A 22,290-nucleotide genomic window follows, 5' to 3' on the forward strand; every position below is an offset into this window, starting at 1 on the left:
CTGTGCCCGACCGTAAAGTCTCTTCATATAAGGCAGGTATATTATGACCGAACTTAATGCAAAACTGGCTTCAGCATGGGAAGGATTTGCTGAAGGCGAATGGCAGAACAGCGTCAATGTGCGCGACTTCATTCAGAAAAACTACACCCCCTATGAAGGTGATGAGTCATTCCTGGCGGGCGCCACTGAAGCAACCACCAGGCTGTGGGAAAGCGTGCTGGAAGGCATCAAAATTGAGAACCGCACCCACGCGCCAGTCGACTTCGACACCGATCTCGCCTCCACAATTACCTCGCACGACGCGGGCTACATTAATAAGTCTCTGGAAAAAATTGTTGGTCTGCAGACTGAAGCACCATTAAAACGCGCCATCATTCCTTATGGCGGCATCAAAATGGTCGAAGGTTCATGCAAAGTGTATGGCCGTGAACTCGACCCTTCTCTGAAAAAAATCTTCACCGAATACCGCAAAACACACAACCAGGGTGTCTTCGATGTTTATACCCCGGACATTCTGCGCTGCCGCAAATCAGGTATTCTGACCGGTCTTCCTGATGCTTATGGTCGTGGTCGTATTATCGGTGACTATCGTCGTGTGGCGTTGTACGGCATCGATTTCCTGATGGCGGATAAATTCTCTCAGTTCGCATCACTGCAGGAAGATTTAGAGAACGGTGTGAATCTCGAGGCGACCATTCGTCTGCGTGAAGAGATCTCCGATCAGCATCATGCGCTGGCCCAGATCAAAGAGATGGCCGCAAAATATGGTCATGACATTTCCGGTCCGGCCACCAACGCGATAGAAGCTGTGCAGTGGACTTACTATGGTTACCTGGCTGCCGTTAAATCACAAAACGGTGCTGCCATGTCCTTTGGCCGCGTCTCAACCTTCCTGGATGTTTACATTGAGCGTGATCTTAAAGCCGGTAAGCTGACGGAAGAACAGGCTCAGGAACTGATTGACCATCTGGTCATGAAACTGCGCATGGTTCGCTTCCTGCGTACCCCAGAATATGATGAGCTGTTCTCTGGTGACCCAATCTGGGCAACCGAATCACTGGCAGGTATGGGCGTTGATGGTCGTACACTGGTATCCAAAAGCACTTTCCGCTTCCTGAATACCCTTTACACCATGGGTCCTTCACCTGAGCCAAACATGACCATTCTGTGGTCAGAAAAACTGCCCATTAATTTCAAGAAATACGCCGCTAAAGTCTCTATCGATACCTCATCTTTGCAGTATGAGAACGATGACCTCATGCGTCCTGATTTCAACAATGACGACTACGCCATCGCCTGCTGCGTGAGCCCGATGATTGTCGGCAAACAAATGCAGTTCTTTGGCGCACGTGCCAACCTGGCGAAAACGCTGCTTTACGCAATCAACGGCGGCGTGGATGAAAAACTGAAAATGCAGGTCGGACCGAAAGGCGACAAAATCAGCGACGACGTGCTGGATTTCGACACCGTCATGGAGCGTATGGATCACTTCATGGACTGGCTGGCGAAGCAGTATGTGACTTCGCTGAACATCATCCATTACATGCATGATAAGTACAGCTATGAAGCGGCACTGATGGCCCTGCATGACCGGGATGTCTATCGCACCATGGCCTGTGGTATCGCCGGTCTTTCTGTTGCTGCGGATTCACTTTCAGCAATTAAATACGCCAAAGTGAAACCGATTCGTGACGAAGATGGTCTGGCGATCGACTTCGATATCGAAGGTGAATATCCACAGTTCGGTAACAACGATGCCCGCGTTGATGACCTGGCCTGCGATCTGGTTGAACGCTTCATGAAGAAAATTCAACAGCTGACTACCTATCGCAATGCCGTGCCGACGCAGTCTGTCCTGACTATCACTTCGAACGTGGTGTATGGTAAGAAAACCGGTAACACGCCGGATGGACGTCGCGCTGGCGCACCGTTTGGACCCGGTGCTAACCCGATGCATGGTCGTGACCAGAAAGGTGCTGTGGCTTCACTGACTTCTGTCGCTAAACTGCCGTTTGCCTATGCGAAAGATGGTATCTCCTATACCTTCTCAATCGTGCCAAACGCGTTGGGTAAAGATGATAATGTGCGCAAAACCAACCTTGCCGGTCTGATGGATGGTTATTTCCATCACGAAGCCAGCATCGAAGGCGGCCAGCACCTTAACGTCAACGTCATGAACCGTGAAATGCTGCTGGACGCGATGGAGCATCCGGAGAAGTATCCGCAGCTGACAATTCGCGTTTCTGGTTACGCTGTACGCTTTAACTCATTGACTAAAGAGCAGCAGCAGGATGTGATTACCCGTACCTTCACACAGTCACTGTAATCACGGCTAAACCCGATAAAAAGGCTCCTCGCGGAGCCTTTTCCTTAAAAAGTCTGTTCTGATGGTCATCTTCATCAAGGTTCCTCTCAGAATCGATTTCCTGCCCTGAGCGCAACAGAGATTGCGCCGTCTGTCCCGGCAGACTCACTGGAGAAACATCGCAATGTCAGTTAACGGTCGTATCCACTCATTTGAATCCTGCGGGACCGTCGACGGTCCCGGCATCCGTTTCATCACCTTCTTCCAGGGCTGCCTGATGCGCTGTCTCTACTGTCACAACCGTGACACCTGGGATACTCACGGCGGAAAAGAGATCAGCGTCGAGGCGCTGATGGCGGATGTGCTCTCCTATCGCCACTTTATGAATGCGTCTGGTGGCGGTGTTACTGCGTCAGGGGGTGAAGCGATTCTTCAGGCTGAATTTGTGCGTGACTGGTTCCGCGCCTGCAAGGCCGAAGGCATCCATACCTGTCTCGACACCAACGGTTTCGTACGCCGCTACGATCCAGTGATCGACGAACTGCTCGACGTGACTGACTTAGTGATGCTCGATCTCAAACAGATGAATGATGACGTGCATCAGATTCTGGTGGGTGTATCCAATCATCGTACGCTGGATTTTGCCCGCTATCTGCAGAAAAAAGGCAAGCGGACCTGGATCCGATTTGTCGTGGTACCTGGCTATTCTGACGATGATGACACCGCGCATCGGCTGGGTGAATTCACACGTGACATGAAGAACGTCGAGAAGATTGAATTACTGCCCTATCACGAGCTGGGTAAGCATAAATGGATTGCGATGGGTGAAGAGTACAAGCTGGATGGGGTGAAACCACCGGGGAAAGAGACGATGGAACGCGTTAAAAACATTCTCGCCAGCTACGGTCACGAAGTGATGTACTGAATAATCGGTCATAAAAAAGGGAGCTTAACGCTCCCTTTTTACTGTTCAGCGATCAGGCATGTGCCACTGGCGTCGCCTGCTGATCCACTTTACGCAGCAGCATCAGCAGATAGATCAGCGCCACTGCGGCGATCATCACAAACAGCAGCCGGTCAGAATAATTCTGCATCAGAACAGAGGTCATTGCGGGTCCAGCCAGACTGCCAACGGTATAACTCATCAGCAGCGCCTGATTCATCGCAACCAGTTCATGATGTGCGACTGTCTCGCAAGCCCAGGACATCGCCACCGGATAGAGTGTGAAGCCTGCCAGTCCCAGAACAAACAGCGCTGGCGCCATTGCGGCATTGGTTAACATGGCCATCGCCCCCAGGATAACGACAAAGACCTGCACCCGCAGCACCAGCAAGCGGCCGAAACGATCGGCAAGACGACCAACTGGCCACTGCCCGACAATCCCTGCGCTAACCAGTAACGCCATCCAGTAGCCGACATTGGCATCACTCATTCCCTGATGCGACAGGTAAAGCGGCATCAGGCCATAAAGCGAGCCTAAAACGATACCGGAGATAATGCACCCATTGATGCCGAGACGTGAACTGCGGCGACGAAGCATCGGCCAGATGCGAGCCGGTGCCGCTTCAGCCGCTTCACCGGTGGCTGATACCCGTGTGAAGACCAGCGGCAGTACCGCGCAGAACACCAGCGAAGTGACCCAGGGTACTACGCTCAGTAATTCTGTTGAGAGTGTGCTGACCAGTAACTGACCGGTTACAGTGCCGAGATAATAAACGATCATATAGGCAGCCAGTAGCTGTCCACGATTGCGGACGGTTCCGCTACAGAGAAGTGCGCTTTCAACCACGACCCACATCAGTGCACAGCCTACGCCCGCGACAAAACGAAGCGAACTCCATGCCCAGAAACCTTCCATCGCTACCAGGCAAATCGTTGCCACGGCAAAGAGTCCTGTTGCCAGATAATAACTGCGATTAAACCCGTAATGCCTGATTAACCAGCCTGCCAGCAATGTACCTGCCAGATTGCCGGTGTAATAAGAGGAACTTACGATACCTACCTGCCAGGTTGTCAGTAAGTCATGCGTCAGCCACAGCGGAACAAGCGTATTCAGCACGGCAATGGCGACAGTCATTAACATCAGGCCGCAAAGCAGCAATATCACGGGGCGTGACCAGGTTGACATAGGGGATAAAAACCAGAGCAAAATGAAGGAAATTGCGCGCAGTTTGCCACTGGCTTTTTTAAAGTCAATGGGCCGAATTTGACAGCAGCACATTTTGCTGCGGGACAATTTAATCTACTAATCTTCAGTGGGTTACAATTGTATTATGCGGCACGCTGCTGAACGCTATCTCTATGAAAAATTAGCTTTTTAAGCGTTCCGGCGCACCTGGTATCGATAACGTTTATTTGTGAATAAATTCCGTCTCAATAAATCCTTTTTTTCAAAAATCAGGCATAAAAAAACCCGGCCATAGCCGGGTTTAAGAGATTGTGAATCGCTTAGCCGATGATATCAACGCCATTCATGTAGGGGCGTAAAACTTCAGGTACGGTGATGCGGCCATCTTCCTGCTGATAGTTCTCCAGCACCGCGACCAAAGTACGGCCTACGGCCAGACCTGAGCCATTCAGGGTATGAACCAGACGCGGTTTCTTTTCCTGTTTGTTGCGATAACGCGCCTGCATACGACGCGCCTGGAAATCACCCATGTTGGAACAGGATGAAATCTCACGATAGGTATTCTGCGCTGGCAGCCAGACTTCCAGATCGTAGGTTTTGGTCGATCCAAAGCCCATATCGCCAGTACAGAGTAAAACCTTACGATACGGCAGATTCAGCAGCTGCAGCACTTTCTCTGCATGACCAGTCAGCTCTTCCAACGCATCCATTGACTGTTCCGGAGTGACAATCTGCACCATTTCAACTTTGTCGAACTGGTGCATACGGATCAGGCCGCGCGTGTCACGACCGTAAGAACCCGCTTCAGAACGGAAGCATGGCGTATGCGCGGTCAGTTTAACCGGCAGGCTATCCTCTTCCACGATCTCGTCGCGCATCAGGTTGGTCAGCGGCACTTCCGCGGTAGGAATCAACGCATAGTTGCTGCTGTCTGACTGCTCTTCCAGCGGACGGGTATGGAACAGGTCTTCGCCAAACTTAGGCAGCTGTCCGGTACCATAAAGCGTTTCGTGGTTAACGAGGTAAGGCACGTAGGTTTCAAGGTAGCCATGCTGCTCAGTGTGCAGGTCAATCATAAACTGACTCAGTGCACGGTGCAGGCGGGCAATCTGCCCCTGCATGACCACAAAGCGCGAACCGGTCAGTTTAACGGCAGCCGCAAAATCCAGACCTTTCGCCGCTTCACCCAGCTCAACGTGATCTTTAACCTGGAAGCTGAATTCGCGCGGTGTACCCCATCGGCTCACTTCCTGGTTTTCGCTGTCATCTTTGCCCAGCGGCACTTCATCTGCCGGAATGTTCGGCAGCGCCAGCGCAAAGTCACGGATTTGATTCTGCAGTTCATCCAGTTCTGCTTTTGCGGCATCCAGGCGTTCGCCCAGCGCGTTCACTTCCTGACGCAGCGGCTCGATGTCTTCCCCACGTGCTTTGGCCTGACCGATGGATTTGGATCGGGAATTACGCTCTGCCTGCAGATTTTCAGTTTCCACCTGCAGTACTTTGCGACGCTCTTCAAGCGAACGCAGCGTTTCCACATCCAGTTTGTATCCCCGGCGTGCCAGTTTTTCTGCGACTGCGTCTGGCTCGTTACGCAGCAGATTGGGATCGAGCATGCTTATCCTGTGTATAAAAAGTTGGTTGAAAGAAGGGACGCATTCCTGCGGAATGCGTTGAAAACATTGCCCACATTACCGTAACGTCTGTTTCAGCGGTAGCGTTTTGTCGGGCTATTTTGATCCTGCTCAGCGAGCCAGCTTAGCTTTTCACCAATCTTACCCTCAAGCCCGCGCTGGGTTGGAGTGTAATAGCGTGCGCTGGCCAGTTCCTGCGGAAAATAGACTTCACCGGCGGCATAAGCGTTGGTTTCGTCATGGGCATAACGATACTCTTTGCCCAGGCCCATCTCTTTCATCAGCTTAGTCGGCGCATTGCGCAGATGCTCAGGTACATCGTAATCGGGATGGTCGCGCGCATCACGCATTGCAGCCTTAAACGCGTTATAGACCGCATTACTTTTAGGCGCGCAGGCCAGATAGACAATTGCCTGCGCAATAGCACGCTCCCCTTCTGCCGGCCCGACACGCGTAAAGCAATCCCAGGCCGCAATTGCCACCTGCATACCGCGTGGGTCGGCATTGCCGACATCTTCTGAGGCGATAGCCAGCAACCGGCGTGCCACATAGAGCGGATCGCCACCTGCGGTAATAATGCGTGCATACCAGTAAAGCGCCGCATCGGGTGCCGAACCGCGCACAGATTTGTGCAGAGCCGAAATCAGATCGTAAAAGCGGTCGCCTTTGTTATCAAAACGCGCGGATCGCTCACCCGAGACTTCGTTGAGCAACTGCGGCGTCAGTTCACGCTGACCCGAGGCGGTGATTTCGGCCATATCCGCCATCATCTCCAGCGTGTTCAGCGCCCGGCGTGCATCGCCATTAACCAGCTCAGCAATCATCCTGCGCGTGTTGTCCGGCAGCACAATATCACTGTCGCCATACCCGCGTGTTTTGTCCTGCATCGCCTGATCCAGCACCTGCTCAATATCTTTCAGAGTCAGCGATTTCAGCAGATAGACGCGGGCGCGGGAGAGCAACGCGGAGTTAAGTTCAAAAGAGGGGTTTTCGGTGGTCGCGCCAATAAAGGTAATCGTGCCATCTTCGATATGCGGCAGAAAAGCATCCTGCTGGCTCTTGTTAAACCGATGGACCTCATCCACAAACAGGATGGTGCGCCGCCCGGCATGTTTATTCTGGCGGGCACGCTCAATTGCCTCACGAATCTCTTTCACACCCGAAGTGACAGCTGAGATACGCTCCACATCGGCGTTACCATAATGCGCAATGATTTCAGCGAGTGTCGTCTTGCCGGTCCCGGGTGGTCCCCACAGGATCATCGAGTGCAGGTGCCCTGCTTCAATCGCGCGCGGCAGTGGTTTGCCCGCACCCAGCAGATGTTGCTGACCAATGTACTGTTTCAATGTTTCTGGCCGCATACGCGCGGCCAGAGGTTTGAAATTTTCGGTGGAAAAATCCAGAGACAGGTTACTCACCGTGACCTCACTGACGTTGGTCGTCCACCGTCACGCCTTTAGGCGGTGTGAACGTGAATTTATCCGGGCTGATAGCGCCATTCTGCTGGCTTTTCAGCTGGTAATCACTGCGCTGGCCATCCTGTTCGATAGCGCTGAAGCGGTTAATGGTGCCGCTGGAGGTCACCTGAATGGTGAACTGTTTCAGGTTGCCATCACTGTTTTTCGGTGTCAGCTCGAAATTGTCACCCTGCTGTTTGATGTTGTACTGCTTCCAGTCGTTCGACTGGTTGCGGGCAATCAGCATAAACGGCGTATTGCTGGTCGCATTCTGCAGCAGACTTACAGTCGCCTGCTCAACAAATGGATTGTAGAACCACAGCGATTTACCGTCAGAGATAATGATGCTTTCGTCCGGCGCGGTCATGTGCCAGTTAAACAGGCTGGGACGTTTAACCCACAATTCGCCTTCGCCATCCTGCACATTGGCACCGCTGCTGTCGGTCACTTTTTGCGTGAAGCTGGCGTGGAAGCTGCTGACCTTGTTCAGGCGCTGTTGCAGATCACTGGAAGCATCAGCCAGAACGCTGGCTGAAGAAAAAGTGGCCAACAGGCCAAGAGCGATTACGCGTAATTTCATCTGCTTCGATTCCTTATTTAAACGTTCCCATCGATAACTGCATTAAGCCTGGTCGCCGTTCCGCCATCAGAACAGAGGAAAAAGCCGAAAGCTGATCCAGATATGGGGGTTAACCGTATAAAAACAATGAGCCAGTCGAAACTGGCTCATTAAGTAGTGTTTCAAAACATTTAACCGCTACATATCGTGAGGCGGTGGCGACAGCACTTCACGGTTACCATTGTGGCCTGGTGCAGAGACGATACCCTGCGCTTCCATCTGCTCAATAATACGTGCAGCACGGTTATAGCCGATGCGGAACTGACGCTGAACGCCTGAAATCGAGGCTCGGCGCTTATCGACCACAAAGCCGACAGCCTGATCGAAGAGTGGATCGAGTTCTTCATCGCTATCGATGCCACCAGCACTTTCGCTCTCTTCGCCTGCCGTAATACTGTCGATATATTGCGGACGACCACGTGCTTTCCAGTCCTGAACCACCGCATGCACTTCCTGATCACGCACAAAGGCACCGTGAACACGAACTGGCAGTGAGGAGTTTGGCGGCATGTAAAGCATGTCACCCATACCCAGCAGTGACTCCGCGCCGCCCTGATCGAGAATGGTACGTGAGTCTATCTTGCTTGAAACGGTAAAGGCGATACGTGTCGGGATATTCGCTTTGATCAGGCCAGTAATGACATCTACGGATGGACGCTGTGTTGCCAGCACCAGATGGATACCCGCAGCACGGGCTTTTTGTGCCAGGCGCGCAATCAGCTCTTCAACCTTTTTCCCCACCGCCATGATCAGGTCAGCAAACTCATCGACCATCACCACGATATAAGGCAGTTTCTCCAGAACCGGCGGGGTCATATCCATGCTGTCGCCCGGTTTCCAGAACGGATCAGGAATCGGACGGCCCATCGCTTCGGCTTGCTCCACTTTTTCGTTGTAACCCGCCAGGTTACGAACGCCCAGCGCCGACATCAGCTTGTAACGTCGCTCCATTTCACCGACGCTCCAGCGCAGCGCATTCGCGGCATCCTTCATGTCGGTGACAACTTCGGTCAGCAGATGCGGAATGCCTTCGTAGACCGACAACTCCAGCATTTTCGGGTCGATCATAATGAAGCGAACTTCTTCCGGTGTCGCCTTGTAGAGCATGCTGATGATCATGGCGTTCACGCCCACAGACTTACCGGAACCGGTAGTACCGGCAACCAGCAAGTGTGGCATTTTCGCCAGGTCGGCCACGACCGGCTGACCGGCAATGTCCTTACCCAACACGACGGCCAGTGGCGACGGATTGTCGCGGAATTTAGGGCAATCCAGTACTTCACGCAGATAGACGGTCTGACGATGTTTGTTTGGCAGTTCCAGGCCCACATAAGGTTTGCCAGGGATCACTTCCACCACGCGAACTGCGACAGTCGAGAGTGATCGTGCCAGGTCGCGCGACAGGTTAGAAATACGTGCGGCCTTCACACCCGGTGCCAGGTCAAGCTCGAAACGGGTGATAACCGGGCCAGGCGAGATGCCAACTACTTCGGCTTTGACGCGGTAATCGCCTAAGCGTGACTCCACCAGACGGGCAGTCTGCTCCAGCGAGAACATATCAACCGGCTCTTCCTCTTCAGGTGGCGCCGTCAGGAGATCCAGCGAAGGCAGTGGCGTGGACGGTTTCTCCAGCGGCTGCTCATGGCGCATCAGGAACGGATGGATCAGGCTGTCATGCAGTGAAGGTTTCGCTTCTTCAACTGGCTGAACCGGCTCAGCGGCTGGCGCGCTATAAGACGGCGCGCCATAAGCCGGGGCCTGAGGCGCCGTTGGTGCAGCATACACAGGCGCAGACGGAGCGGCATAATCCGCTTCAGGCTCTGCTGGCGTACCATAAGCAGGTGCAGAATAAGCCGGGACCTGAGCTGCCTCTGGTGCATGATAAACAGGCTCTGCGGGTACCGCAGGCGTCGCTGGCGCACTATAGGCAGGTTCTGCCGGTGCAAAACGGGCAGGTGCAGGCACCTGAGCCGGTGCCTGAGGGCTTGAGACCTCACTCACCTGCTGCCACGGTTCGTGTGAAGCCGCAGGTGCTTCCGGCTCCGGCGTCGCGGCAATCGTAAACAGCGGTTCAGACGGGCCGTCATCCACCAGATCTTTCATCGGTGAAAAATCGAACGCTGAGGCAGTATCAATATTTAATACCGGCTCTTTTCTCACTTCAGGTTCATAGCGCTGCTGTTGCTGCTCGGCGAACTGACGTGCCAGTGCATCCTGCTGCTGCGCATCCTGCTCATCTTGTTCGTCCTGCTGCCAGCTGGTGCCGTAACGTTGCTGCTGCTCAGACTGGAAGGCCTGACGCAGTTCAGCCTGCTGCAGTGCCTCTTCTGCATCAGATGCAGTGGAAACCGACGTAACCGGGGCCGTTTCGCTCTCTTCCGCTTTGGCTTTCTCTTCAGCCATGCGCTGAGAAGGTAACTTAATGCCATAAGAGGCCAGTTCACGACGTGTAGGCAGTTTTACCGGATTAGGACGCGGCAGCGCCGGTCCGATACCCTGCTTAACCTGCGGATTCAGATTGGTTTCAGGTGCCAGGTCAAAAACAGGTGCAGTACGTGTGGCCGCCGTTGCGGCAGCGGCAGTGGCAGTGGCGGCTGTAGCGGCCGCAGGGATCGCTGATGTGTCACGCCAGTTACCCATTTTAGGTTCGTCATCGTCGTAAGCATTGAACGACGGCGCAGCCGGGGCTTCGTCTGGCATTTCAAAGTGGTAAAGCGGTGGTGAGGCCGCGGGTGCAGGAGCATTCTGCGCCGGAGACGGGGCCATCGTTGTACCATAGGATGCAGGGGTGCTCTGTGCAGATGCTGGAGCAGGTTGTGCCGTTGGCGATGCGGGCATTGCTGCTGATGCGGCAGGCGCCGATGCAGTAAAGGCCGCTGCAGCAGGTGCCGCGTTAACCGGCGCTGCGGGAGCGATGGTCACTTCTGCAGCTTCCGCAGTGGCGGCTACTGCCGCACTGGTTGCGGCTGCCGCTTTCGCCAGTAGCGGATCCGGCTGTGTCGGCACAGGCTGAGGGGCAGCGCGTGGCGCGGAAAGCAGCACATCATCTTTCTGATCGGCAGCACGCGGCGCAGACAGCAGCACGTCATCATCCTGGTCGGCGACATGCAATGCAGGGACATCCGCATAATCTTGCGCGTCCCGCTCGTCATCCTCTTCCTGCCAGGGCTCATCGTGACGTGAGCGGTTGCTGGCAAACGTCAGCACGCCCATGACGACGCCGCCAATTCTTTCTGCAATGGTGAGCCATGACCAGCCGGTATACAGGGTTATCCCCGCTGCCCAGACGCAGAGCAGCATCAGCGTGCCGCCAGCCGGACTGAACCAGGGGGCAATAGCATTACTGACCAGGCTGCCAATCACGCCGCCCGAGGCAAAGTACCAGATATCATCGGCGTTCAGCGCCGCCATACCACAGGTCGTCACCACCAGCGCGAGGACGCCAATTAAGCGTAACCCGACGGCAAAGTAGTCAAAGTAGTCCTGGCTGTCGCGCTGACGGAAAGCAATCCAGCACAGACCCAGGATGACGGGCGGAATGGCGTACGCCATCACACCAAAGATGAAGAGTAAGGTGTCAGCCAGCCAGGCACCGACGCTGCCGCCGATATTATGGATAGGTTCATGCCAGGCCGTTTGCGACCAGCTCGGATCGGAAGGGTTAAAACTGACCAGTGAAACCATCAGGTAGATAGCAAACAGCGCCACCAGAATCAGCAACGCTTCCAGCAGACGACGTCCACTGCTCAGCGATTGTAACGAAACGTCTTTATCTTCTGTATATTCCTGGCTCAAGAGGACTCTCCAGGTGCCTGTAAAGTAAGAAGCAACAGCGTCGGGCAAGCCCGACGCTGATCCTGTATGAATGCACAGGAGTGTACCGAAATCTCACAGGTTTTGCACCTGCCCCGCATCAGCGAGTTTTGATAACCAGTCGATTGCTCTGTTTGACCTCTTCCATCACCACATAAGTTCGCGTGTCGTTTACGCCCGGCAGGCGCAACAGGGTTTCACCCAGCAGCTTACGATAGGCAGACATATCAGGTACGCGCGTTTTCAGCAGGTAGTCGAAATCACCAGAAACGAGGTGACACTCTTGAGTTTCCTCAAGTTTTTGCACAGCGGCGTTAAATTGCTCAAACACATCCGGCGCACCACGATTCAGAGTAATCTCAACGAATACCAGCAGAGAGGCATCCAGATAGTGCGGGTTTAACTGCGCGGTGTAACCAAGAATAAATCCCTGGCGTTCGAGACGGCGTACACGCTCAAGACATGGCGTAGGCGATAAGCCTACGCGTTTGGAAAGCTCTACGTTTGAAATGCGACCATCTTTCTGAAGTTCATTCAGAATGTTCCTGTCAATTCTGTCGAGGTCTTTCCCGGGGCGTTTCTTATTGTCTACCATTATTATTGTCTCTCTTAATTCCTTCCCTTTACCTGCCACGCCCTGAAAACGCTCAATGTTCGGGGCATTTCTGAAGTGAGCTAACAGAGCCTGTGATCTGACACCTATCGATATGACGCATGTTGTCTGTCCACATCATGCGTCATTATCCATATCAGGCTGCTTTTATTCGGCGTTACACGCAAAACAGGCGACGAAAACCTGTTTTGTTCCGATAAATGTTATTCGCTTCTGATAATGTTTTCGCAAAAGCGCAGGCGATTGTCAAAGTAAAATCACCAAATTCAGGACAAGATGCCAGACAGACCGCTGGGTATCTGTTTTTAAATGAGTATTTTTCCACTTTTGCACCTCTCAAAGCCGATTTTTGCCCCATTCTGGCGCATTGACCAGGCAAAACCGCCGCTCATCGTCTACGCCACTTGCAGCTATCGTTAACAAAATTGGCTAAGTCTTGTTATTGTCGCCGGATATTCCCTACAATCGCAGGCTATGTCAGCCGAATGAAACTGAGGAACGCATGAGTACGGCCAAACACAGTAAGTTACTCATTCTGGGCTCCGGCCCAGCGGGTTATACCGCAGCCGTTTATGCTGCACGCGCCAACCTGAATCCGGTACTGATCACCGGTCTGGAAAAGGGCGGACAGCTGACCACCACCACTGAAGTGGAGAACTGGCCGGGCGACCCGCACGATCTGACAGGTCCATCGCTGATGGAGCGCATGCACGAGCATGCTGAAAAATTTAATACTGAGATCATTTTCGATCACATCCACACCGTTGATCTGCAGAACCGTCCGTTCACCCTCACTGGCGATAGCGGCGTATATACGGCAGATGCGCTGATCATCGCCACCGGTGCGTCAGCGCGCTACCTGGGTCTGCCCTCTGAAGAGGCGTTCAAAGGCAAAGGCGTTTCCGCCTGCGCAACCTGTGACGGTTTCTTCTATCGCAACCAGAAAGTCGCAGTGATTGGCGGGGGTAACACGGCCGTTGAAGAGGCGCTCTATCTGGCGAACATCGCGGCTGAAGTGCATCTGATCCACCGTCGTGACAGTTTCCGCGCAGAGAAGATCCTGATCGACCGGCTAATGGAAAAAGTGCGCAATGGCAATATCGTGCTGCACACCCATCGTACGCTGGAAGAAGTCACAGGCGATCAGATGGGTGTGACGGGTCTGACACTGCGTTCTACCCAGAACAGTGATGAAACAGAAGCGCTGCAAGTCGCGGGTCTGTTTGTTGCTATCGGACACAGCCCGAATACGGCTATCTTCGAAGGTCAGCTGGCGCTGGAAAACGGTTACATCAAAGTTCAGTCGGGTCTGCACGGTAACGCCACTCAGACCAGCATTCCTGGCGTCTTTGCGGCAGGGGATGTGATGGACCATATCTATCGTCAGGCGATTACCTCTGCGGGCACCGGCTGCATGGCCGCGTTAGATGCTGAGCGTTTTCTTGACGGGCTGGTTAAAAACGATCGGTAAGTTGTTAACCCTCTGATCTCAAATATTCCAGGCGACGGTTTTTCCGTCGCCTTTTTTATAGCTCTCATGCTAGATTCTGGCGCCTGAAGAGATGGAAATGTCTTTCCATTTTCCCCTGTCACCGACATTTAGTATGGTCTCGCATGGACAAATCGCGGCAGCAGCATCTTACCCGCTGGCTTCGTCAGCAACGTCGTTTCGCCGGTCGCTGGTTGCGGCTCAACACGCTGCTGGGCATGGTAAGTGCCCTGCTGATCATTGCCCAGTCTGGTTTACTGGCCTCGCTGCTGCAGGCGCTGATCGTTGACCAGCAACCGCGTGAAGCACTGACGGTCAGTATCCTGCTGTTACTGCTTTGCTTCGTACTGCGCGCCCTGATTAACTATGCCCGTGAACTGACCGGCTATCGTGCCGGGCAGGCTATCCGTCAGGCGTTACGTCAGCAGGTCTTAGACCGGTTGTCTGCGCTGGGCCCGGCGTGGATACAGGGGAAACCAGCCGGGAGCTGGGCGACTCTGCTGCTGGAGCAGATCGAAGAGATGCAGGAGTATTACGCCCGCTATCTGCCGCAGATGACGCTGGCGGTGCTCATCCCCTGCTGCATTCTGCTGACTGTTTTTCCGCTGAACTGGACCGCGGGTCTGATCCTGTTTGCCACTGCGCCGTTGATTCCGCTGTTTATGGCGCTGGTCGGCATGGGTGCGGCCGAGGCCAATCGCCGCAACTTCCTGGTGCTGGCCCGCCTGAGCGGTAACTTTCTCGACCGTCTGCGCGGCAGAGAAACGCTGCGGCTGTTTCATCGTGGTGAAGCAGAGCAGCAGGCGGTTGCCGACGCCACCACCGATTTTCGCCAGCGCACCATGGATGTGCTGCGTTTAGCGTTTCTCTCCTCCGCCGTGCTGGAGTTTTTTGCCTCGTTAGCCATTGCTGTGGTAGCCGTCTATTTTGGCTTCTCCTATCTGGGCGAATTGCATTTCGGTGATTATGGCCACGGCGTGACGCTGTTTGCCGGGTTCCTGGTTTTGATCCTCGCCCCGGAATTTTTCCAGCCACTGCGCGATCTCGGCGCGTTCTATCATGCCAAAGCCCAGGCGGTCGGCGGTGCCGATGCACTTGAAGCCTTTATGCAGGCGACGCCCGACGTTATCCGGCAGGATGGCCCGCAGCCTTTCACTGCCGAGCGCGCAATCTCACTTGTCGCCGATGATCTGCGAGTCTGCGCGCCCGATGGCCAGGTGCTGTGCGGCCCGCTCACCTTTACCATCGCTGCGGGTGAGCAGATTGCGCTGGTCGGTCAAAGCGGGGCCGGTAAAACGGCCCTGATGAACGCCCTGCTCGGTTTCCTGCCTTATCAGGGCTCGCTGAAGGCGAATGGCGTTGAACTGCGTGATATACGACGGAGTGACTGGCATCAGCAGCTTAGCTGGGTAGGACAGAACCCGCAGTTACCGGCAAGCACCTTGCGCGACAATATCGTAATGAATGCTGCCTGGGACGGCGAGCGCTTTGCAACGCTGCTGGAATCGTGCGGCATTAATGAGTTCCTGCCTCGTCTGCCCAGGGGCATTGAAACCCAGCCCGGCGATGGTGGTCATCAGCTGTCGGTGGGTCAGGCACAGCGAGTGGCGGTCGCACGCGCGCTCTATAAATCCTCACATTTATTGCTGCTTGATGAACCGGCAGCCAGCCTGGATGCACTCAGCGAACGTCATGTCATGGTGGCCCTGAACCAGGCGGCTGCCCGCCAGACCACGCTGATGATTACTCATCAGATTGATACGCTGAGTCGCTGGCAGACCCTCTGGGTGATGGAGGCGGGTAAGCTGGTGCAACAGGGTAACTGGCAGCAGCTGTCGCAACAGCCTGGTCCCTTCAGTGAGATGCTGAAGCATCGTCAACAGGAGATTCGCTGATGTCAGCCTTGCGTCCTTTTCTTCGTCTCTGGCTGCGCCACCCTTTCCGTCTTGCGCTGGGCATTGTGCTGGCGATTGTTACCCTGCTGGCCAGCATCAGCCTGCTGACCCTGTCAGGCTGGTTTCTTGCCGCATCGTCAGTGGCAGGCGTAGCAGGCCTCTATACCTTCAATTATATGCTGCCCGCGGCAGGCGTCCGTGGTGCAGCGATCATCCGCACTGCCGCACGCTATGCTGAACGTCTGGTCAGCCATGATGCGACATTCAGAGTGCTTCAGCATCTGCGTGTCCACACCTTCAGCCGCCTTATGGCGCTTTCGCCAGAGCAGCTGTTGCAGTTCCGCCAGGCGGACCTGCTCAACCGTTTTGTGGCCGATGTTGATACGCTGGATCATCTCTATCTGCGCGTCATTTCGCCGCTGCTTGGCGCATTTTTGGTGATAGTGGTAGTCACCGTCGGGATGAGTTTTATTAATATTCCGCTGGCACTGACGCTGGGCGGTATCATGCTGAGTACGCTGATTCTGATGCCGTCGCTATTTTATCGTCTGGGCTCACCGGCAGGCATCGCGATTGCCCACGGACGCGCCCGCTGGCGCTTGCAGCTGATGCAGTGGCTGGCGGCGCAGGCTGAACTTACGTTATATGGGGCCTCGCAGGGCTGGCGTCAGCAACTTGACGAAGATGAACGGCGCTGGCAGCAGGCACAGAGCCAGCAACAGCGTTTACAGGCCGCCGCCCAGAGCCTGCTGCTGCTGATCAGCGGCATAACCGTAACCCTGCTGCTCTGGCTTGGTGCTGCGACAATCAGAGAACAGCAGTTACCCGGCTCGCTGATTGCGCTGGTCGTGTTCTGCGCTCTTGCCGCCTTTGAGGCGCTGGCACCGGTTGCAGGGGCTTTTCTGCCTATGTCGCAGGTGACAACTGCCGCGCATCGGGTTAATGACATTATCGATCAGTCACCCGCTATCACCTTCCCGGCAAGGTCAGACGCCCGGTCAGGACCGCTCTGCATCAATATTGATCGGCTCGACTTTAGCTACCCCGACCGTCCGGATAAGGTACTCAACAGCTGTACCCTGCAGGTGGCCGCGGGTGAACATATTGCGCTACTGGGACCGACCGGCTGCGGAAAATCGACGCTACTGGCGCTGCTGACCCGCGCTCGTGAGAGCCAGCACGGTGTCATCAGCCTGAATGATCTGCCGATTACCGCCTGGTCAGAGTCCGCGTTGCGCCAGCGTATCAGCGTGGTGACGCAGCGGGTTCACCTCTTCAGCCAGAGCCTGCGCGATAATCTGCTGCTGGCCTGCCCCGATGCCACTGATAAGCAGCTATGCCGCGTTCTGAACGACGTTGGCCTGCAACGCCTGCTTGAGAATCAGGAAGGATTAAACGCCTGGATGGGCGAAGGGGGTCGCCCGCTTTCCGGCGGCGAACTGCGTCGGCTGGCGCTGGCGCGTGCGTTACTGCACGACGGCGATCTCTGGCTGCTGGATGAGCCCACCGAAGGGCTGGATGCCACCACCGAGCAACATATTCTTGCCCTGCTGCAACGGCTGACTGCCGGAAAAACCATGCTTATGGTCACTCACCGGCTGAGTGGCCTGGAACAGATGGATCGCATCTGCGTGATGGATAATGGCGCGATTGTTGAGCAGGGCAGTCATGCGGAATTAATCTCAAAAGCAGGGCGCTACTGGCGTTTCCGGCAGCGTATTGCGTTATAGTCTTAGCGAAATGCCGATGAGTAACATAACGCGATGAGACTGGTACAACTGTCACGGGAATCTCTGATCTTTCCCCCGCCGGAGATGGCGCTGCGTGAGCCAAATGGCCTGCTGGCCATGGGCGGTGATCTCTCCCCTGCCCGATTACTTAACGCTTATCAGCACGGTATCTTTCCGTGGTTTTCGCCCGGCGATCCCATTCTCTGGTGGTCGCCCGATCCCCGGGCCGTCCTGCTGCCTGAGCAGTTTCATCTCAGTCGTAGCATGAAGCGTTTTCACAGTCGTTCACCTTATCGGGTAACAATGAACGAGTCCTTTGCCGAGGTCCTTGAGGGCTGCGCAAGCGGTCGCGAGGAAGGCACCTGGATTACCTTTGAGATGAAGCGTGCCTGGTTACGACTGTATGAACTGGGCCACGCGCACTCGATCGAGGTGTGGGATGAACATCAGCTGGTGGGTGGCATGTACGGGCTGGCGATGGGGCAAATCTTCTGCGGTGAATCGATGTTCAGCCGTCAGCAGAATGCATCAAAAACAGCACTTTGGGTCTTTTGTCAGCATTTCGTCCGACATCAGGGCCGACTGGTGGATTGTCAGGTACTTAATCCCCATACCGCCTCGCTGGGTGCGCAGGAGATCCCGCGCGCGGATTATCTGCAATATGTGCAAAGCCTTGCTTACCAGCCGGTCAGCGATGGCTGCTGGCAGACACAAACGCTTTTTTAGCCCTGCAGAGATGTTTTGCACACATAAAGGCGCATAAGTGGTATATTAGTCGGGTTTGGTATGTCGTCCGCGCTTCGCAATATCGAGCCGGAATTGCCAGGCTGGGAATCTCAACGCACTCTCGGAACTGTTTTCAATCGTGCGCATGTAACCGGTTGATTCAGATTCTTAGCCCGCTAATCCCCTGCAGACGTCACCTTAAACACCCTAATTTTACCGGATGCGCGCAACTTACGTGCACCCCGGCAAAGCGTTGGCAAAATCGCCGACGGTTCTTTACATAAATCGTTGAATTGGGCATTATCTTGCCGGTTCAACTGAAAGGTAGTACACCCAGAGGATTCGATGGCCAAAGAAGACAATATTGAAATGCAAGGTACCGTACTGGATACGTTACCTAACACCATGTTCCGCGTAGAACTTGAAAACGGACACGTGGTCACTGCTCATATCTCCGGTAAAATGCGCAAAAACTACATCCGTATCCTGACGGGTGACAAAGTGACCGTTGAGTTGACCCCGTACGACCTGAGCAAAGGCCGCATTGTCTTCCGTAGTCGCTAATTTGCAGTAATCTCATCGCTCTGCATATTGCAGCGAAAAAAAAGGCCGGATTTTAATCCGGCCTTTTTCACATCTGTAGCAGGTGATTAATGCACAGTGCCTTCGGTTTTGCGTTTTTCAGCACTCAGGAAGTGATAGGTCAGTTCACCTTTCTCACGATCCAGCGCGACTGATACTGAGCCGCCATCCACCAGCGAACCAAACAGCAGTTCATTAGCTAACGGTTTCTTCAGGCTGTCCTGTACGGTGCGCGCCATCGGACGTGCGCCCATCGCTTTGTCATAGCCCTTCTCAGCCAGCCAGTCACGCGCTTCATCACTGACTTCCAGCGATACGCCTTTCGCATCCAGCTGCGCCTGCAACTCGACAATAAACTTGTCGACCACCTGATGGATCACCGCTGGGGACAGGTGACTGAACCAGATAATGTTGTCGAGACGGTTACGAAACTCTGGCGTAAAGATCTTTTTGATCTCCTCCATCGCATCGGTGCTGTTGTCCTGATGAATCAGGCCAATCGACTTACGTTCAGTTTCACGTACACCGGCGTTGGTGGTCATGACCAGTACCACGTTGCGGAAGTCCGCTTTGCGACCATTGTTGTCGGTCAGCATACCGTTATCCATTACCTGCAGTAGCAGGTTGAAGACATCCGGGTGTGCTTTCTCAATCTCATCCAGTAACACCACCGCATGAGGATGCTTAATCACGGCATCCGTCAGCAGGCCGCCCTGATCAAAGCCGACATAACCCGGAGGCGCACCAATCAAACGGCTGACGGTGTGACGCTCCATATACTCGGACATATCAAAGCGCAGCAGCTCAATACCCAGCGCTTTCGCCAGCTGCACGGTGACTTCCGTTTTACCGACCCCAGTAGGCCCGGCAAACAGGAAGGAACCGACCGGCTTACGATCCTGACCCAGACCTGCACGGCTCATTTTGATCGCTTCCGTCAGCGCCTCAATGGCGTTGTCCTGACCAAACACCAGCATCTTCAGGCGATCGCCCAGATTTTTCAGCGTATCGCGGTCGCTTGCTGACACGCTTTGCTCAGGAATACGGGCAATACGGGCCACCACAGTTTCAATGTCAGAGACGTTGATGGTTTTCTTGCGCTTACTGGCTGGCATCAGGCGCGCACGCGCACCCGCTTCATCAATCACATCAATCGCCTTGTCAGGCAGATGACGGTCGTTGATATATTTCACCGCCAGTTCCACCGCTGCGCGCACCGCTTTCGCGGTATAGCGCACATCGTGATGCGCTTCGTACTTGGTCTTCAGGCCATTCAGGATCTGCACGGTCTCTTCAGGTGAAGGCTCCGTGATATCGATCTTCTGGAAGCGACGCGCCAGGGCACGGTCTTTTTCAAAGATGTTGCTGAATTCCTGATAGGTGGTGGAACCCATCACCCGAATCTTGCCAGAGGAAAGAAGAGGTTTGATCAGGTTCGCCGCATCGACCTGGCCGCCGGACGCGGCACCCGCACCAATGATGGTATGGATTTCATCGATAAACAGAATGCTGTGTTCGTCCTGCTCCAGCTGCTTCAGCAGCGCTTTAAAACGTTTTTCAAAGTCACCACGGTATTTGGTGCCCGCCAGCAATGAACCGATATCCAGCGAGTAGATGGTGCAGTCTTTCATCACTTCCGGTACATCGCCCTGCTCGATACGCCAGGCGAGGCCTTCTGCAATAGCGGTTTTACCCACACCCGATTCACCCACCAGCAGCGGGTTGTTTTTACGACGACGGCACAGCACCTGAATGGTACGTTCCAGCTCTTTATCGCGACCAATCAGTGGATCGATACCACCGACGCGAGCAAGCTGATTAAGATTGGTGGTGAAGTTTTCCATACGATCCTCCCCGCCTGCTTGCTCTTCGTTAACCGGATTTTCAGCGCCTGGCGCCTGGCCCGGTTCGTCTTTGCGCGTACCGTGAGAGATGAAATTCACCACATCAAGGCGGCTGACTTCATGTTTGCGTAACAGATAGGCCGCTTGCGACTCCTGCTCGCTGAAGATGGCGACCAGCACATTTGCCCCGGTGACTTCGCTGCGACCGGATGACTGGACATGGAAAACCGCACGCTGCAGGACGCGCTGGAAGCTGAGCGTCGGTTGAGTGTCACGCTCCTCTTCGCTGGCGGGCAGCACCGGTGTGGTTTGTTCGATGAAGGCTTCGAGTTCCTGCCGCAGAGCCACAATATCCACCGTACAGGCTTCCAATGCCTCTCTGGCCGACGGGTTACTGAGCAACGCCAGTAACAGATGCTCGACGGTCATAAACTCATGACGGTGCTCACGCGCTCTGGCGAAAGCCATATTTAAACTGAGTTCCAGTTCTTGATTGAGCATTAGGCACCTCCCCCAATTATCGCCCTTACCAGTTTCCTATATGGAGACGGGTTCAGGCTTTTTCCAGCGTACACAGCAACGGATGATGATTTTCCCGCGCATAGTTGTTCACCTGGGCCGCTTTTGTTTCGGCGACTTCTGCAGTAAATACACCACAGATCGCCTTGCCGTGATAGTGAACTTTCAACATCAGCTGCGTTGCACGTTCAACATCATAAGAAAAGAACTTTTGTACGACGTCAATAACAAATTCCATAGGTGTATAATCGTCATTATTCAGAATGACTTTATACATAGAAGGCGGCTTTAACCCTTCACGTACTTTGTCTTCGGCCAGATGTTCAAAGTTAAGCCAGTCGTTTGTGTTTGCCATAGTGTTCCGTTGAGATTGTGCTTTAGCCTTTTAATGACTACATGTTGAGAGTTTAACATGCCTGTCAAGCTCCTGGTCGCTGCTGAAATTTTATTCAGAAATTCCCTTGCGCGACCTGCATCACAAAATTTCCAATAGCGTTAACCACCTCAAATTTTGATGATTTTTTCCCCACCTGGCCCGGTGGTTTGCTTGACGCCGGCGGCGCTTTCTCTACATTCTACCTGCACAGGCTGATTGAGTTTTAATCAAATCAGACTCACAGCCTGTAAGACCTCACCTACTTATAAAATGTCTTGCGAGGGAAGTAAAAGCATGGAGACGGGCACAGTTAAATGGTTCAATAATTCCAAAGGCTTTGGCTTTATCTGTCCGGTTGGCGGTGGCGAAGATATTTTTGCACACTACTCCACCATTCAGATGGAAGGCTACCGCACGCTAAAGGCAGGCCAGCAGGTTCAGTTCGACGTGCATGAAGGCCCGAAAGGTAATCACGCCAGCCTCATCGTGCCGGTTGAGATACAGGCCGTGGCCTGATACTTACCCCATCTCTGAACAGTGACCCAAAAATGCCAGCCAGTGC

16 protein-coding genes are annotated in these 22,290 nt (G+C 54.2%); 8 read left to right on the top strand and 8 right to left on the bottom strand.

The window, feature by feature from the left end:
• Positions 1-43: 43 nt before the first annotated feature.
• Both pflB and pflA read left to right on the top strand, forming a co-directional pair.
• A complete protein-coding gene (gene pflB, locus K6R05_RS12585) occupies positions 44-2,326 on the top strand; it encodes a formate C-acetyltransferase (RefSeq protein WP_222924269.1) in 2,283 nt (760 codons plus the stop codon).
• Positions 2,327-2,489: 163 nt separating this feature from the next.
• Entirely contained in the window at positions 2,490-3,230 is a 741-nt protein-coding gene (pflA, locus tag K6R05_RS12590) for a pyruvate formate lyase 1-activating protein (RefSeq protein ID WP_161734226.1), read from the top strand.
• 52 nt (positions 3,231-3,282) lie between these two features.
• Here the strand turns inward: pflA and K6R05_RS12595 are convergent, their stop codons facing one another.
• The 6 genes from K6R05_RS12595 to lrp all read right to left on the bottom strand — a co-directional run bounded on the left by K6R05_RS12595 (position 3,283) and on the right by lrp (position 12,549).
• Positions 3,283-4,434: an MFS transporter gene (locus K6R05_RS12595; protein ID WP_222924270.1), complete on the bottom strand. Its 1,152-nt coding sequence runs from the start codon at positions 4,432-4,434 to the stop codon at positions 3,283-3,285.
• A 320-nt stretch (positions 4,435-4,754) separates the two neighbouring features.
• Positions 4,755-6,047: a serine--tRNA ligase gene (gene serS / locus K6R05_RS12600; RefSeq protein ID WP_033732108.1), complete on the bottom strand. Its 1,293-nt coding sequence runs from the start codon at positions 6,045-6,047 to the stop codon at positions 4,755-4,757.
• 92 nt (positions 6,048-6,139) lie between these two features.
• Positions 6,140-7,483, bottom strand: a complete 1,344-nt coding sequence (locus K6R05_RS12605; RefSeq protein WP_161734230.1) for a replication-associated recombination protein A — start codon at positions 7,481-7,483, stop codon at positions 6,140-6,142.
• A gap of 7 nt (positions 7,484-7,490) precedes the next feature.
• Positions 7,491-8,102 (bottom strand): outer membrane lipoprotein periplasmic chaperone LolA, encoded by a 612-nt coding sequence (gene lolA, locus K6R05_RS12610; protein WP_003849334.1) that lies wholly within the window; start codon positions 8,100-8,102, stop codon positions 7,491-7,493.
• Positions 8,103-8,279: 177 nt separating this feature from the next.
• Complete coding sequence (locus K6R05_RS12615) at positions 8,280-11,936, bottom strand: DNA translocase FtsK 4TM domain-containing protein (RefSeq protein WP_222924271.1); 3,657 nt, start codon at positions 11,934-11,936, stop codon at positions 8,280-8,282.
• Positions 11,937-12,054: 118 nt separating this feature from the next.
• Positions 12,055-12,549, bottom strand: coding sequence for a leucine-responsive transcriptional regulator Lrp (gene lrp, locus K6R05_RS12620; RefSeq protein ID WP_006118610.1), 495 nt, complete (start codon positions 12,547-12,549; stop codon positions 12,055-12,057).
• Between the two features lie 520 nt (positions 12,550-13,069).
• Here lrp and trxB point away from each other — a divergent pair.
• From trxB to infA, 5 genes are all read left to right on the top strand, one after another.
• A complete protein-coding gene (trxB, locus tag K6R05_RS12625) occupies positions 13,070-14,038 on the top strand; it encodes a thioredoxin-disulfide reductase (protein ID WP_161734234.1) in 969 nt (322 codons plus the stop codon).
• A 143-nt stretch (positions 14,039-14,181) separates the two neighbouring features.
• Positions 14,182-15,951, top strand: coding sequence for a heme ABC transporter permease/ATP-binding protein CydD (cydD, locus tag K6R05_RS12630; RefSeq protein ID WP_222924272.1), 1,770 nt, complete (start codon positions 14,182-14,184; stop codon positions 15,949-15,951).
• Positions 15,951-17,681, top strand: a complete 1,731-nt coding sequence (gene cydC, locus K6R05_RS12635; protein ID WP_222924273.1) for a heme ABC transporter ATP-binding protein/permease CydC — start codon at positions 15,951-15,953, stop codon at positions 17,679-17,681. Before cydD ends, cydC begins: the two co-directional genes overlap by 1 nt.
• A gap of 33 nt (positions 17,682-17,714) precedes the next feature.
• Positions 17,715-18,407: a leucyl/phenylalanyl-tRNA--protein transferase gene (gene aat / locus K6R05_RS12640; protein WP_161734240.1), complete on the top strand. Its 693-nt coding sequence runs from the start codon at positions 17,715-17,717 to the stop codon at positions 18,405-18,407.
• Between the two features lie 345 nt (positions 18,408-18,752).
• Positions 18,753-18,971, top strand: coding sequence for a translation initiation factor IF-1 (gene infA, locus K6R05_RS12645; RefSeq protein ID WP_002211347.1), 219 nt, complete (start codon positions 18,753-18,755; stop codon positions 18,969-18,971).
• Positions 18,972-19,057: 86 nt separating this feature from the next.
• On the opposite strand, the gene clpA is transcribed toward infA, so the two are convergent.
• On the bottom strand, positions 19,058-21,334 hold the full coding sequence (gene clpA / locus K6R05_RS12650; protein ID WP_161734242.1) for an ATP-dependent Clp protease ATP-binding subunit ClpA: 2,277 nt from the start codon (positions 21,332-21,334) through the stop codon (positions 19,058-19,060).
• A 52-nt stretch (positions 21,335-21,386) separates the two neighbouring features.
• Positions 21,387-21,707: an ATP-dependent Clp protease adapter ClpS gene (gene clpS / locus K6R05_RS12655; protein ID WP_003849318.1), complete on the bottom strand. Its 321-nt coding sequence runs from the start codon at positions 21,705-21,707 to the stop codon at positions 21,387-21,389.
• Between the two features lie 315 nt (positions 21,708-22,022).
• On the opposite strand from clpS, the gene cspD reads away from it, so the two are divergent.
• Positions 22,023-22,244: a cold shock-like protein CspD gene (gene cspD / locus K6R05_RS12660; RefSeq protein WP_098051073.1), complete on the top strand. Its 222-nt coding sequence runs from the start codon at positions 22,023-22,025 to the stop codon at positions 22,242-22,244.
• Positions 22,245-22,290: the final 46 nt, after the last annotated feature.

It is taken from the genome of Pantoea alfalfae (genome assembly GCF_019880205.1).
In the GTDB taxonomy this organism is placed as follows: Bacteria; Pseudomonadota; Gammaproteobacteria; order Enterobacterales; family Enterobacteriaceae; genus Pantoea; species Pantoea alfalfae.

What these genes read in the sequence shown, in the direction of transcription:
- K6R05_RS12595 (WP_222924270.1), bottom strand. Translation starts at nt 4,434, where the DNA reads ATGTCAACCTGGTCACGCCCCGTGATATTGCTGCTTTGCGGCCTGATG.
- pflA (WP_161734226.1), top strand. Translation starts at nt 2,490, where the DNA reads ATGTCAGTTAACGGTCGTATCCACTCATTTGAATCCTGCGGGACCGTC.
- cspD (WP_098051073.1), top strand. Translation starts at nt 22,023, where the DNA reads ATGGAGACGGGCACAGTTAAATGGTTCAATAATTCCAAAGGCTTTGGC.
- cydC (WP_222924273.1), top strand. Translation starts at nt 15,951, where the DNA reads ATGTCAGCCTTGCGTCCTTTTCTTCGTCTCTGGCTGCGCCACCCTTTC.
- aat (WP_161734240.1), top strand. Translation starts at nt 17,715, where the DNA reads ATGAGACTGGTACAACTGTCACGGGAATCTCTGATCTTTCCCCCGCCG.
- infA (WP_002211347.1), top strand. Translation starts at nt 18,753, where the DNA reads ATGGCCAAAGAAGACAATATTGAAATGCAAGGTACCGTACTGGATACG.
- serS (WP_033732108.1), bottom strand. Translation starts at nt 6,047, where the DNA reads ATGCTCGATCCCAATCTGCTGCGTAACGAGCCAGACGCAGTCGCAGAA.
- trxB (WP_161734234.1), top strand. Translation starts at nt 13,070, where the DNA reads ATGAGTACGGCCAAACACAGTAAGTTACTCATTCTGGGCTCCGGCCCA.
- pflB (WP_222924269.1), top strand. Translation starts at nt 44, where the DNA reads ATGACCGAACTTAATGCAAAACTGGCTTCAGCATGGGAAGGATTTGCT.
- clpS (WP_003849318.1), bottom strand. Translation starts at nt 21,707, where the DNA reads ATGGCAAACACAAACGACTGGCTTAACTTTGAACATCTGGCCGAAGAC.
- lolA (WP_003849334.1), bottom strand. Translation starts at nt 8,102, where the DNA reads ATGAAATTACGCGTAATCGCTCTTGGCCTGTTGGCCACTTTTTCTTCA.
- clpA (WP_161734242.1), bottom strand. Translation starts at nt 21,334, where the DNA reads ATGCTCAATCAAGAACTGGAACTCAGTTTAAATATGGCTTTCGCCAGA.
- cydD (WP_222924272.1), top strand. Translation starts at nt 14,182, where the DNA reads ATGGACAAATCGCGGCAGCAGCATCTTACCCGCTGGCTTCGTCAGCAA.
- lrp (WP_006118610.1), bottom strand. Translation starts at nt 12,549, where the DNA reads ATGGTAGACAATAAGAAACGCCCCGGGAAAGACCTCGACAGAATTGAC.